This is a genomic window from Geosporobacter subterraneus DSM 17957 (genome assembly GCF_900142145.1).
GTDB classification, from domain to species: domain Bacteria; phylum Bacillota; class Clostridia; order Peptostreptococcales; family Thermotaleaceae; genus Geosporobacter; species Geosporobacter subterraneus.
Genome location: NZ_FQZV01000049.1, coordinates 1 through 13,330 on the forward strand (window position 1 = coordinate 1; position 13,330 = coordinate 13,330).

At 36.6% G+C, this 13,330-nt stretch carries 14 protein-coding genes; 5 read left to right on the forward strand and 9 right to left on the reverse strand.

Annotated elements, in window-relative coordinates:
• Positions 1 to 314 (forward strand): transposase domain-containing protein (locus BUB56_RS15120; protein ID WP_190014582.1); only part of this gene is annotated, 314 nt, incomplete at its 5' end.
• Positions 315 to 388: 74 nt separating this feature from the next.
• Here the strand turns inward: BUB56_RS15120 and BUB56_RS15125 are convergent.
• The 3 genes from BUB56_RS15125 to BUB56_RS15135 form a co-directional block, all read right to left on the reverse strand.
• A complete protein-coding gene (locus BUB56_RS15125) occupies positions 389 to 976 on the reverse strand; it encodes a hypothetical protein (RefSeq protein WP_110942142.1) in 588 nt (195 codons plus the stop codon).
• Positions 977 to 1,111: 135 nt separating this feature from the next.
• Positions 1,112 to 1,795 (reverse strand): hypothetical protein, encoded by a 684-nt coding sequence (locus tag BUB56_RS15130; RefSeq protein ID WP_110942143.1) that lies wholly within the window; start codon positions 1,793 to 1,795, stop codon positions 1,112 to 1,114.
• 48 nt (positions 1,796 to 1,843) lie between these two features.
• Positions 1,844 to 2,392, reverse strand: coding sequence for a hypothetical protein (locus tag BUB56_RS15135; RefSeq protein ID WP_110942144.1), 549 nt, complete (start codon positions 2,390 to 2,392; stop codon positions 1,844 to 1,846).
• Between the two features lie 232 nt (positions 2,393 to 2,624).
• Here BUB56_RS15135 and BUB56_RS15140 point away from each other — a divergent pair, with 232 nt between their 5' ends.
• Positions 2,625 to 3,107, forward strand: a complete 483-nt coding sequence (locus BUB56_RS15140; protein ID WP_110942145.1) for a hypothetical protein — start codon at positions 2,625 to 2,627, stop codon at positions 3,105 to 3,107.
• Between the two features lie 37 nt (positions 3,108 to 3,144).
• Here the strand turns inward: BUB56_RS15140 and BUB56_RS15145 are convergent, their stop codons facing one another.
• Together BUB56_RS15145 and BUB56_RS15150 are read right to left on the reverse strand one after the other, a co-directional pair.
• A complete protein-coding gene (locus BUB56_RS15145; protein WP_110942146.1) occupies positions 3,145 to 3,870 on the reverse strand; it encodes a DUF4367 domain-containing protein in 726 nt (241 codons plus the stop codon).
• Positions 3,857 to 4,453, reverse strand: a complete 597-nt coding sequence (locus BUB56_RS15150) for an RNA polymerase sigma factor (RefSeq protein WP_110942147.1) — start codon at positions 4,451 to 4,453, stop codon at positions 3,857 to 3,859. Before BUB56_RS15150 ends, BUB56_RS15145 begins: the two co-directional genes overlap by 14 nt.
• A gap of 406 nt (positions 4,454 to 4,859) precedes the next feature.
• On the opposite strand from BUB56_RS15150, the gene BUB56_RS15160 reads away from it, so the two are divergent.
• Positions 4,860 to 5,228 (forward strand): ABC transporter permease, encoded by a 369-nt coding sequence (locus BUB56_RS15160; RefSeq protein WP_110942149.1) that lies wholly within the window; start codon positions 4,860 to 4,862, stop codon positions 5,226 to 5,228.
• A 259-nt stretch (positions 5,229 to 5,487) separates the two neighbouring features.
• Here BUB56_RS15160 and BUB56_RS15165 read toward each other — a convergent pair whose 3' ends face one another.
• Genes BUB56_RS15165 through BUB56_RS15175 form a run of 3 tightly spaced genes read right to left on the reverse strand, consistent with a single transcriptional unit; the run spans position 5,488 to position 8,757 of the window.
• Complete coding sequence (locus BUB56_RS15165) at positions 5,488 to 6,942, reverse strand: TrkH family potassium uptake protein (protein WP_110942150.1); 1,455 nt, start codon at positions 6,940 to 6,942, stop codon at positions 5,488 to 5,490.
• Positions 6,893 to 8,299, reverse strand: coding sequence for a Trk system potassium transporter TrkA (gene trkA, locus BUB56_RS15170; RefSeq protein ID WP_110942151.1), 1,407 nt, complete (start codon positions 8,297 to 8,299; stop codon positions 6,893 to 6,895). The genes BUB56_RS15165 and trkA overlap by 50 nt, the downstream gene beginning before the upstream one ends.
• Positions 8,300 to 8,322: 23 nt before the next feature.
• Positions 8,323 to 8,757, reverse strand: coding sequence for a hypothetical protein (locus BUB56_RS15175; RefSeq protein WP_110942152.1), 435 nt, complete (start codon positions 8,755 to 8,757; stop codon positions 8,323 to 8,325).
• A gap of 347 nt (positions 8,758 to 9,104) precedes the next feature.
• Between BUB56_RS15175 and BUB56_RS15180 the strand changes: the two genes are divergently transcribed.
• On the forward strand, positions 9,105 to 9,920 hold the full coding sequence (locus BUB56_RS15180; protein WP_110942153.1) for a CsxC family protein: 816 nt from the start codon (positions 9,105 to 9,107) through the stop codon (positions 9,918 to 9,920).
• Between the two features lie 547 nt (positions 9,921 to 10,467).
• On the opposite strand, the gene sstT is transcribed toward BUB56_RS15180, so the two are convergent.
• The gene (gene sstT / locus BUB56_RS15185) at positions 10,468 to 11,700 is read right to left on the reverse strand and encodes a serine/threonine transporter SstT (protein ID WP_110942154.1); all 1,233 of its coding nucleotides are present in this window, start codon (positions 11,698 to 11,700) and stop codon (positions 10,468 to 10,470) included.
• 318 nt (positions 11,701 to 12,018) lie between these two features.
• On the opposite strand from sstT, the gene hemL reads away from it, so the two are divergent.
• Entirely contained in the window at positions 12,019 to 13,308 is a 1,290-nt protein-coding gene (hemL, locus tag BUB56_RS15190; protein WP_110942155.1) for a glutamate-1-semialdehyde 2,1-aminomutase, read from the forward strand.
• Positions 13,309 to 13,330: the final 22 nt, after the last annotated feature.

Consider the following 13,330-nt stretch of genomic DNA (forward strand, 5'->3'; position numbering starts at 1 on the left):
TAAGTAACGTTCTAAAGGATGGTCAGTGTGAGCTTACCAACAATGGATCAGAGCGATTAATTAAAAATTTCGTAATTGGCCGCAAAAACTACCTCTTCTGCAAATCCCCCCATGGAGCCAAAGCTAGCACCATGATATATAGTATAGTAGAGACAGCCAAAATGAATGGACTAAATCCCTTCTACTACCTGAAGTATCTACTCGAAGAACTTCCAAACACAAAACTTACTTGCCCGGATGCCCTGGACCATCTTCTTCCTTGGTCAAAAACCTTACCGGAAGAATGCCGGACAATATTTAAACCTAAAAAATAGTAACAGTCCTATTTATGATAATTATCTCATAGATAGGACTATTTTCATACGTGGGCTGTATTTGACGGATACAATTATTTTACAGTCTCTTTTGTTATGCTCTTTAGTTTTACATAAAGACTTTTGCTAAGACTGATTTTTAATGTTCTTAAATCCGCAAGACTAGTACCGGTTGATGATATGTATGGGATCAAAACACTTCTGTCAGATAGAACTACTAAGGAATCAATATAACCATGTTGAATTCTTTCTAGGTAGGCTTTCTCATTTGCGGGAGAAGCATCTTTTTCAACTTCGTCATAGAAAAAGCTAATAATAAAAGATACACTGCTAGTATTTTTTTTATAGCTAGAGAAACTTTTATTGCTGATCTCATCAACAAATTCCATAATTATTTGTGTATCCGTTATTAGTAAACCGTCATTTTCTATTTCTTGCAGTTGGCCCATCAATTCAGTAATTTGATCAGTGTTTTCCTCGGCCCCAGCACGAGATAATCTAGAGAGTTCTTCGTGTAATTTTTGTTGCTGCTGAATTTGTTGTTCATTTTTTATAATAATGTATGTCGGAGTTTTGATAGAAAAATTCTCAGTTATGTGTTTATCTGTGTTGCATCCTACTAATAGAATTGAAAACATAATAAGAAGAGTGTATCTTTTCATTTGGTTTCACCTTCTCGCAGTATTTATAAGTTTTATATAGGCATCATTATAACAGACAAAAAGTTATTTCACTAGTCTAGCATTTAAAATACAAAGTGTTATCCTTATGAAGATAACACTTTGTATTTTCTAAACTTACTTAATTTTTTCAGCGTAATCCGTATCTACTAGTTTATATTTGATCTGTTTTTTCAGATTTTTATAATAGTTATCTATATACTGGTGATACAGTTCATTCGTCTCAGCTGTATGCATCTCTACTTTAGGAAGTTTCTTGTTTTTGACAGCTTCTTCTATAATATGTCTTTCTATTCTAACATGTGTTACATATTTTATTAATTCACCGGGTGCATATTCATTCCAATATTCATCCTCAGTTAATCCTAAAGAATCAATATACATTTTAATTGCACTTGTTTCCCCGCTAGAATATATTAGTTCTTTTTCTTTGAGGGCAATTTCCTGAGCTTCTTCTATGCTTACGGATAGACCAAGTTTTTCTGCAAGCGCAAGTTCGTATTTTTCCACCATTAGTTGGGTAAATGGTATTTTGTAATCGTCTTGGTGAGTCAATTTATTTGTTACCTCATACAATTTCTTTTTTAGCTCTAATTCCCCTTTATAAATGTTCTTATCTTCAATAATAGCTATGATATCTTCATCTTCTAGAAGATCCCTATTATTGGATATTGTTTTTGCAGCGGCTAGTACCTGCTCAATATTAGGGCCTGATGTAGCCATTACAATATTTAACCCCTGGTAATTAGCAAATGTCACTAGTAAAACTAAAATTATCATTGAAATAATCGGTTTTTTCACAAATAATTCCTCCTTTGCACACATTATAATTAAACTATTTATGGATCGCTAAAATGACGCAGTTAGACTGTTAGACCATGCATTTGTTGCAATCCAAGAGCTTCCCATAGTGAAACCATAATATGTTACTACCTTGCCACTTTCACTGTTGTAAATGGAGGTTGTTCCTCCTAAATATTTGTCAAAATAGACATACCATTGAGGATCTAACCATCTTGACTTCGTTGAATTTTGAAATGAATAATATGTATTTGCTACGGTAGAACCTTTTTTGATTTCTAACTTTTGAAGTAAATAACTTCCACATCCTATTGCAGGATCATATACGTTTACTATATAGGCAAACATATAATTTTTATCAACATACTTAGTGTTTGTTAGGTAGACTGCTTCCCCATCATAATAAGTATTTACTCCCCAAGCTCTATACCCGAAATCAGTATTATACCCTTGAAAAGTTTTATAATTACTGTTAGAAATAGGTTCCCTTACTGGGTCTACTGATTGGGGCGTAATTTCTAATTCCGCAGCATATATACCCATTCCCATTAATAATACTAAGATTATCGCTAAAATCAATCCTTTTTTCATTTTCATATGTTTAACACCCACCTTCTTCGTTCTTAAATATTTTTAAGTAAATACAAAACTGATCAATCAGATCAGGAGAACGAATGTGTAGCATCTAATCCCCCCTTTTCTTTTGTTGATACTGTGATAAATTGCTACCATTATTTGTTCCAAATTTTAAAAAAATTTTTAGGACATGGAACAAAATAAGCCAGTTATTTATCCTAGCGATGATAAAAAATAAGAGGAGGAATTACCAATGAAAAAAATGTCAATCATTTGTTTAGTTGCTTTATTACTGTGTATTAACGGAATCACCACAGCCTTTGCTGATGAATTACCTGAGGCAGTAGACCAGGAACAATCAGGCATTCTTTTTGAAACAGATAAAATGAAAATTGATATCGAGTTTTCTCCAGAATCTTATAAGTACATCAGAGAATGTACTTCCAGTTTAATTGATAACGGAAATGGAGTTTTATATGCCACTATTTCAACTACTACACTGACCACTGTTAGCAGTATTAATATGGATATGTACATAGAGCGTTGGAACGGATCAGCGTGGGTAACTGCAGGATCTTGGACACAGACAGGAACAAATACTAGTAAAGTTACTAGTAACAAGGTTATAGAAGCTGTAAAAGGGCAGAAATATAGGGTGCGCACCGTCCATACTGTTAGTAAGGATGGTTTTACTGAATTTCAACAGACATTATCTATGGAATTGACACCAAGATAAAACCCATAAAAATAGAAGGTCCCACAGGACCTTCTATTTATTTCGTCGAAGTAGCTACTTTCATAGCTTCATCTTTACCTAGATAGCCAACCAACGTATATTTAATTTCGTTATTATCCCATATAACTTTCAGTTCTCCGTCTCTAAAGCTGATGATAGCATAGGTAATGCCCTTAACTTTTTCTTCAAAGATATCTGCTTCAGCGTTGTTGAGCTTTATATTCATAACATGCTCGCCAACGAGTGGATTTTGGGTTAATTCTAATGTGTTTTCACTATTTTCGTAGATTAACCGAGTTTCCAGTGTTTTCTTTCCGTATTGGACCATCCAAGATTCTTTGAGTGTATAATCAGGGGGAAGATAAGAGGGTTCGCTAACGTAAAAGCTGGACACCTCTTTAATTCTCTCAATAGGCATATTATATTCTGTAGGATCATGGATTTCAACCGAACTGCTACCTGAAGATGAAGGGTTTTCTTTGCCTATCTGTACATCGGTTATTTGACCACTTATCCGCTTAAATATATTTAATCCTTTAAGAAAATCTGCATGCCCTTCATTTTGAGAATAAAGATTTAATAATAGCGTCAATATTACACTAGCAGCTACAACCATCATTTTTTTGTTTACCTTAGGACTCCGATCTTTTTCAATGTGTTTATGGACATTATTCCACACATCATCTAGATCTGGTACTGAGATATCGTTAAGGCTTTCGTTTACCGCTCTAGTAATGTTTTTATCTTGATTATTCTTGTACATGACTGTAACCCTCCTTTATTGGAAGAGATAAAAACTTATGCTTATCACTTTCAATTTTAACTTTCAGATAATCTTTTCCCCTTGAAATACGGGATTTCACTGTGCCCATACTGATAGCGAGTGCCTTACTTATCTCTTCATAAGAGAGATCTGCGAAATAGTAAAGTTGCAATACTTCAGCATGAGGATTCGACAAATCGGCAATGTAATTGAGCAGATATTCTCTGAACTCCTTTTGTAATAGCAACTGCTCGGGGATATTGAAATCCTCAGAAACATCTTTGAAGGGAATAACCTTGTCTTCTATATCAAATAAAACTTCTCTTTTTCTCTTATTATACTTGGCTTTCGCCATATTACAAGCTATAGTACATATCCAGCTCGTAATCCTCTCTTTGTCTCTTAGTTCTCCAATTTTCTCATACACCGTTATGAATGTATCCTGCACCACATCTTTAGCGTCATATTCGTTCTTTAATATAGAATAAGCTATTCGATACACTTTTTCCTTGTGTGTATCGAATAGCATCTTTAGCAGCAGTTCTTTATCTACTTGATTCTTACGTTGAAAGAAGCCTACCATGCAGATATGCCCTCCTTTACTTTTCCATTAATTCCATATTAATACATTTCGGCATTCATTATAGAAATCCTTTTTAAATATTTTTTCGAGAATGGACAATATACATTTAAGGCTAGTTTTTACTTGATCTATTTCTTTCTTCACTTTTTCCCGGCAAGCAGGGTAAAGATTATTATGTACTAATAGGATCAACAGATCATAGCGTTTACGTTCTAGATTTACCAAAGCATTTTCTTTCTTAATGAGTTTGCCTTTCTTCATAAAGTTATTGACTATACTATAGAGCACATCTGTTTCCTGCTCACCCTTGAAAATGTTAGCCACAGTGGTGTCACATCACTGAAAATAGCTCAATTGCATAATAACATTTATATTTTTTCCTAATTTGGTATCGTAACAAAAGACAATGGCTGTATCCATTGTCGTGACGATTCTTGGTGTTTATGGAGGATTCAAGGAGGTTGATAGCAATAAGATAAAGATGTTGCAAACCTTTGGTGCCACAAGACTGCAGATATTACAGAAAGTTATCATTCCTGCCAGTATTCCGACCATTGTTAGTGCTGTAAAGATCAACGTAGGACTTTCTTGGGTAGGGGTTATCGTAGGAGAGCTGATGGTGTCCAGAGCTGGCATCGGATACTTAATCGTCTACGGCAGTCAGGTATTTAGACTGGATTTAGTTATGACCAGTGTATTTATCTTAGCAATCTTAGCTACGATCATGTACCAAGGGGTCGCTTATTTAGAGAAGAAATTAATGAAATGGAGATAGAAATAGGCTGCTTTTTCAAGCAGCCTTAATTATTTAAAGCAGATAATGCTATAAAATGGAATTTATGTTTGAACCATTGAGCTAAAAACATTAAATAGCAAGACAATCGAAACGTCCCCACGGATTGGAGAAGTAATTGACTAACTATTTGCTGAATCGGATTAAATCTTAAAAAAACAAGATACCGATAGAGCCTATCGATATCCATTTTACGTAAGCGTATTTAGATTCAATATAATCAGTACTGCAGCTATATATTCTAGCTATATATCTCATCACGCCAAAATCTAGGTGAAAGCAATACAAGAACAGTAAATAGTTCTAATCTGCCCATGAGCATAAATAATGATAACAACACCTTTATGGGCTGACTGAATTGACTAAATGTACGGGAAGGTCCTATAAACTCAAATCCTGGTCCTATGTTGCCTAGTGTTGCAGCTACTGCACTTGAAGCGCTCACCATACTGATTCCTTCAAGGGAAACCACAATTGTCCCTAGAGCAAAGATCAACATATAAAGCGCAAAAAAACTTGCTATTCCTGCAAGCATATCTGGCGGAATTGTTCTTCCTCCAACCCTTATAGGGATGACGGCTCTAGGATGTAATATTTTTGATGCTTCTCTTTTTATGAGCTTAAGCAGTATTAAGATGCGAATATTTTTCATACCACCACCGGTCGATCCTGCACAGCCGCCAACAAACATTAAAAGATACAGTATTCCTTTACTAAAAGAACCCCACTCATCAAAGTTGGCTGTTGCATAACCAGTAGTTGTAATAATTGAACTAACTTGAAAGAAAGCATGTCTTAGGGATTCAAAAATATTACCATAAACACTCTTATAAATATTTAGTGTAATCAAAAGAACGCTTGTCCCAATAACTGATAGATATAATCTAAGCTCTTCGTTTTTAAAAACATCTCTCCATTTGCCTTTATACAATTCATAGTACAATGAAAAGTTTATTCCTGACAAAATCATAAAGACACCAATAACCACGTGGATATATACACTATTGAAGGCACCAATACTTGCATTTCTTGTAGAAAATCCACCAGTTCCTACTGTACCAAAGGTATGCAGCATTGCTTCGTATACACTCATACCTCCAAATATTAGCAGCACTATCTCGGTAAGCGTAATTCCAACATAAGTGACATAAAGAAGCTTTGCAGTATCTTTTATCCTTGGTACAATTTTATCTGCCACGGGACCAGGGCTCTCCGCCTTAAATATCTGAAAACTTCCGACACCCATAGCTGGTAATATGGCCACAGTAAATACCAGAATACCCATTCCCCCAATCCAATGGGTAAAAGACCGCCAAAACAAGATCCCTCTTGGAAGCACCTCAATATCATCAATTATAGTAGCTCCAGTAGTTGTAAACCCCGAAACCGTTTCAAAAAATGCATCTATAAAGGAGGGAATACTCCCTGATAATACAAACGGAAAAGCTCCAAAGAAAGATACCAGTAACCATCCTAGTGAAACAATGATTAATCCTTCCTTTGCTTTGATCTTATTTTTACTCTTTGGCGCCAAAGACATCGTATAGCCGATTAGTAATACCGCAAAAATACTTTCAATAAAAGCTTTTGCGTCATGCTCTCTAAAAAAAACTGAAATAGCAAGAGCGGGAATCATGCCTATTGCTTCAATTATTAAAAGATTTCCCAAAACCCTTACTACGGTTCCATAGTTCACCTAGTAGTCCTCCTCTATGCGGGTTTAAAAACATTTCTAATGCAGTAATCTCAGACTGTAAACAGAAGATCACCAGTCTATCATTTGCCTGAATAACGGATCTGCCGTCTGGGATAAGGACTCTGCCTTGACGTACAATAGCACCAATGATGATACCCTTTGGCAGCTCTAGTTCACAAATAGGCTTACCGACAATCTGCATCCTCTCTTTTGCAATAACCTCTGTCACTTCCGCCTGTCCTCTTAATAATAAAGAAACCGACACTACTCTTCCACCACGAATAAATTTCAGAATTTCGCTAGCCGTGATATTTACAGGGTTTAATGCTACATCAATCCCTAATTTTTCTATTACATGAACGTAGTTGGTTCTGCTTACCTTTGCAATAACCTTTTCAACACCAGCCTGCTTCGCCATTAAAGACATCAACAAATTTTCTTCATCAAAACCAGTAACACCTACAAAAGCATCCATTGATGCCATATCCTCTTCATCCAACAGGTTGATATCAGTTCCATCTCCGTGAATTACTAGTGTATTCGGCAAATGTTCAGATAGATACTTACATCTTTCTTTATCCTGTTCTATCAATTTTACATGTACACCTAATGCCATAAGCTTTTCTGCAAGGTAGTATCCTATCTTTCCTCCACCCAATACCATTACTCTTCTAACGAACTTCCGTTCAATGGACCCCTTGCACATCTTCGCAAGCTGACTGATACAATCCTTCTTTCCGATAACATAAATTGTATCATTATGTTCCAGCGTAGTGGCTCCATAAGGAATAATAATCTCTCCATCTCTCTCAATTGCAACAATCAGCATGCCTTGGATATCTTTCAGCTCTGACAGCTTTTTCCCAATAAAATCGGGCAGATTGTTCATACTGAAGTCGAACATGCACACTTTTCCTTTTGCAAATTCTTCCGTATAGAGTGCATATCGTTTTAGAAGGTAACGAATGATTTCATTAGAAACAGCTAGTTCAGGGTTTACAACATGGTCTATTTTCATTTCATTCTTAAAGAAATCGAGCTGTTGAGCATATTCAGGATTTCTAATTCTGGCTATGGCTCTTCTACAACCCAGCTTTTTTGCCATAGAGCAAATAATCATATTGGTTTCATCACTGCTGGTAACAGCTATAATCAAGTCACAGGTATGAATATTTAGTTCTTTTAGGGCCTCAAGCTGTAAACCACTTGCTTTGATGGTTAATACATCTAAATGATCATTGATCCTTTCTAGTACCTTTGCGTCTGTGTCCATCATAATAACATGAGTATCTCCGTTTAATAGGGCTTCCGCCAGCTTATAGCCAAGTTTTCCAGCTCCTACAATAATTACTCTCATTGTGTTCTCCCTTTCAATGTTTACTACATATGCAATATAACACCATTATCCCAGTTGTTTTCAAAGGAATCTAAAAGCGTTTTTGATATTTCCATGTTGTTCTCACACAAAACTGCCATGTCCCTTTCTCCTAGATGATGGGTCTTGTCTGACTCACTTCCAGAAAAGAATATAACATGATCATCTAATAGTATAAACTTTGCCTTACACTTAATGCTGGCTCTAAGCTTTCCCACCAATAAATTGGATTTTTGTAAATTTGATAGTTTTTGCCCCCTTAAGTTCGGAACTAAAAAACGTATATCTGACGGTTTTTCCCGAGTACTTACTTCGTCTGTTATAACCCGTATTACTTCTGTATCTAATATGCCATTTAATAGGATCTTTTTGATTTGCTGCCTCGTTATTAAGGAATAAATGGTTTGTATGAGATGTCTTTTCCCATTAATTAATTTCATTTTTTTCCCACTTGCAAAAGTATATTATTATCAAGTTTATCATACTTTCACAACTCAAATAAACATGCATTTTTTTATATAAAGAAGGATAGAGTATATCTATATCATAAGACATCGGACAGCCTCTGTAAATAATAATTTTATTTCCATATCCCATGATATATTACACATGGGATTTTGTAAATTCACTATGCAAGAAATGGCAGTCATACTAATTTTTTTCTCAGATATAAACTAATAAAAAATGTCACCATACTGGACAACCTGAATACTCTATACTAGGAAATTGAGACAAGGGTCTCGGTTTTATCCTTAATGTGATAAAAATACGGTTGGATGTGAAAAAGATGTCTTATAGAAACTACAATTGGGCACCTATCATGCAAAGAGGTCCTGCTGATTTACAATTCAGATCAACTCACAAAGATAGCTGCGCTAACGTTAGCGGAGGTGCTGCAGCGGATGCGGTAAACAGACCGGTAGCTATAAGTCCGTTGGTTACAGGTGCTGTAGCAAAAATTCCTGTAGTATTGGCAGAGTTAACAGTACAGATAAATGTGAATACGATTGTCAGTCTGCCAGAGCCTGCACTAGAGATTAAGGATATTAAGAAGCACTTAAAAATCACACAATGTCTCTTGATTCAGGATACCAATGTGCTTTTCATTAAAGGGTTTATTAGAAAGAATATTCAGTATGCTACTCGTAAGTGCTCCAATAAAGACGGTGTTTGCGGCGATATTAAACACTGTACTATCGATGCGCCATTTACCACTACAACGCCAATCACCTATAATGGAATTGCACCACTGCCGCCTATCCCAAGTGAATCCACTGAATTCCGCTACTTTAGAAAACAGGATGTAGTTGGCCCTGATTTTGCAGATAAAGACCGTCTGTTGTCTTCAGATCTATCTGAATTTAATCAAATCAGCACAGAGTTTTTCAATGAGCTTCCTTTCTGCGAATTGATCTCTGCTCGCATTGTTGAATTTGATGAATTCTTAAATCCAACTCGTCCCCATAAAGTAGACCTGCCTTTTGAAGAAAGAGAGTTTACAAAAATTGAAGAAAAAGCTGTTATTTTCCTTACGCTGAAAATACTGCAGAAGCGACAGGTTGCTGTTGGACCGATCAGCCCTATTCCAAAACCCCCATGTTAGAAGGTTATATCCACTAACCTCAACGATAAAAGCCTCCGGAGATTATCCAGAGGCTTTTATCCTTAAAACAACTTGTTTAAAGATTTTCCTATTGAGGGAAGAAAGAATGCATTGGAGATCAGCATAAGAAAGGAGCAGTTTTATTCTGCCCCTTATGGTTGCGATTATTTTTTAGCATCTGCTACAAACAGATTTTGTCCATTTTTCTTGTATTCCTTAATGATCTTCTGTCCCTTTTGAATTGCTCTATTAAACCCTCTAAGTGCAGGTGAATGTTGCATGGTTATATAAATTTGTCATTAAATCCATCTTAGATGCTTTTTCCATAAAGACATTTTTTATCAAAAGCTTCTGCTTTGCAGTCATTTCCGATTCCAGTTCACTTAAAATTTTCTTTCCTCTCATCGTTATTGTTTGACTTAAATAAGTACCCGCCAGTATTAAAAGAAAGGCTGCCTTTTCAAGCAGCCTTTCAGCAAAGTTTAAAATATCATCTCTATTATATTCATAATGCTCCGAAAACTATACAATTGCACTTAAACTCATTTTACTTATTGATTACGATTTCTTTTCCTTGCTTACGCCATTCTGCAAATTCGGCTACTGCTGTGAAAAGTACGTCGGTTGAAGAGTTCAATGATGTTTCGAAGGAATCCTGCAGAACCCCTACAATAAAGCCTACACCCACTACCTGCATTGCCATCTCATTTGGAATTCCAAACAAGCTGCACGCCAGAGGGATTAATAATAGGGAACCTCCTGCTACCCCTGAAGCACCGCAGGCACTTACAGCAGACAATACACTCAGGATGATTGCTGTAGGAATATCTACTTGAATGCCAAGAGTATGAACCGCTGCAAGCGTCAGTACAGAAATCGTGACAGCCGCACCGGCCATATTGATCGTAGCGCCTAATGGAATAGATACTGAGTAGGTATCCTTGTCTAAACCTAATTTTTCACACAAGCTCATATTCACAGGAATGTTAGCAGCTGAACTACGTGTAAAGAACGCCGTGATGCCACTTTCCCTTAAACACTTAAATACAAGGGGATATGGGTTTTTACGCATCATCATAAATGCAATAATTGGATTAATCACAAGGGCTACGAAAAGCATACAACCGATCAGAACGGCCAGTAACTGTCCATAGCTGAGTAATGATTCAATACCGCTTGTTGCAATAGAATCAAACACAAGTCCCATAATTCCTAATGGTGCAAAGTTAATGACCCATCTAACCATTTGAGATACAGCATCTGAAAAATTAGAAAGCATTGTCTTCGTTGTATCCGGTGCATTTCTTAAAGCAAATCCAAGAAGTATTGCCCAGGATAATATCCCAATATAATTCGCATTAAACAACGCTTTTACTGGGTTATCCACAATGTTCATTAATAACGTTTTTAGTACCTCTGTGATACCCCCTGGTGCTGCAATGCTCTCAACACCGGAAGCAAGCGTTAAGCTTACCGGGAAGATGAAGCTTGCGATAACGGCTACAAACCCTGCCAGGAAGGTTCCCACAAGATAAAGAATAATGATGGACTTCATATTGGTTTGGTGACCATTCTTGTGCTGAGAGATGGCTGACATAACCAAGAAGAACACCAGGATAGGTGCAATCGCTTTCAAAGCACCTACAAACAAGGACCCAAGAATAACCACGGGTTTTGCTGTTTCAGGAATCACAACTGCTAAAATAATACCAATAACCAAGCCTACAAATATTCGTTTTACTAAGCTAAGCTGATTCCACTTTTTCAATAGGTTGCTCATAGTTTTTTTCCTCCTGTTTATAAGATATGAATACAACAACAAATAGCAAACAACTGCTTTCTATTATTACAGGTTATCCTTGATAGATACGACACAAAGATAAGTTTATCACAAATCTGATAGCTTGGAAAGTATAAATTATATGAAAATAAGCCAAATCATGGTGGTTTTAGAAAGCATCATTCCCCAATCCTATAATCCACACGCACTTCTTTCGCTTCTATCTTATTTATACTAACACCAGATTTTGACGATGTGCTATAATAGAAAAGTGTTCATTTCATTGCCAATAATCATTTTTATTTGGAGGTATTTTTCATGAATCTGGAAAAATCAAGCAATGCCTTTATAGAGGCAAATAAATACATACCTGGAGGAGTAAATAGTCCTGTTAGGGCTTTTAAAGCAGTCACCATAGACCCACTCTTTATTAGCCGAGGAAAAGGCTCTAAAATCTACGATATTGATGGCAACGAATATGTGGATTATGTTGGGTCATGGGGTCCACTGATCTTAGGACACTGCCATCCTGAAGTTGTAAAAGCGTTAAAAGATATGGCCGAGAGGGGTACTAGCTTTGGTGCTCCCACTGAAATCGAAACTGAAATGGCAAAGCTAATTTGTGATGCAGTTCCATCTGTTGAAATGGTTAGAATGGTTAACTCAGGCACCGAAGCTACTATGAGTGCTCTAAGACTTGCTAGGGCATATACTGGCAGAGAAATCATCGTTAAGTTCATTGGCAATTATCATGGACATTCTGACAGTCTCCTTGTAAAAGCGGGTTCTGGCGCACTAACCCACGGAATCCCTGATAGTCCGGGAGTTCCTGTGGATATTGTAAAGAATACCATTACGGCTAGGTATAATGATATTGCTGACTTAAAGAATATATTTGATACCCATGGGGACAATATTGCCGCGGTAATTATTGAACCCGTAGCAGGCAACATGGGTGTTGTCCCTTCTTCTGAAGAATTTATGGAAGCTTTGAGAAATATCACGAAAGAGTATGGATCACTGTTAATTATGGATGAAGTTATGACAGGGTTTAGACTTAGTTACCATGGTGCTCAGAGCTTGTACAAAGTGGATCCCGACATAACTTGCTTTGCAAAAATAATCGGCGGTGGTCTGCCGGTAGGTGCTTATGGCGGTAAAAGAAAGATTATGGAGAACGTATCTCCAATGGGCGCAGTATATCAGGCGGGAACCTTATCCGGCAATCCCCTTGCTATGGCTGCAGGGGTTACAACTTTAAGAATTCTTAAAGAGCATCCTGAAATCTATCAGAGCATTGAGGATAAGTCCAGAAGACTTGAAGAAGGATTTAGAGATAATGCTTCAAAGCTGGGCATTGACATTCAGATTAATAGAGTTGGATCAATGCTATGCCTATATTTTACAAAAGACAAGGTTAGTGATTTTGATAGTGCTGTGACAAGCGACACCGTTAAATTTGCCAAATATTTTGAAGCCATGCTCAAGGAAGGTATCTATCTCTCTCCTTCCCAATTCGAATCAATATTTATATCCAATGCCCATACGGATGAGGATATCGAAAAGACTATAACCGCTAACTACAACGCAATGAAAACACTCTTATAAAAAAGCATCTTCGATGCTTTCG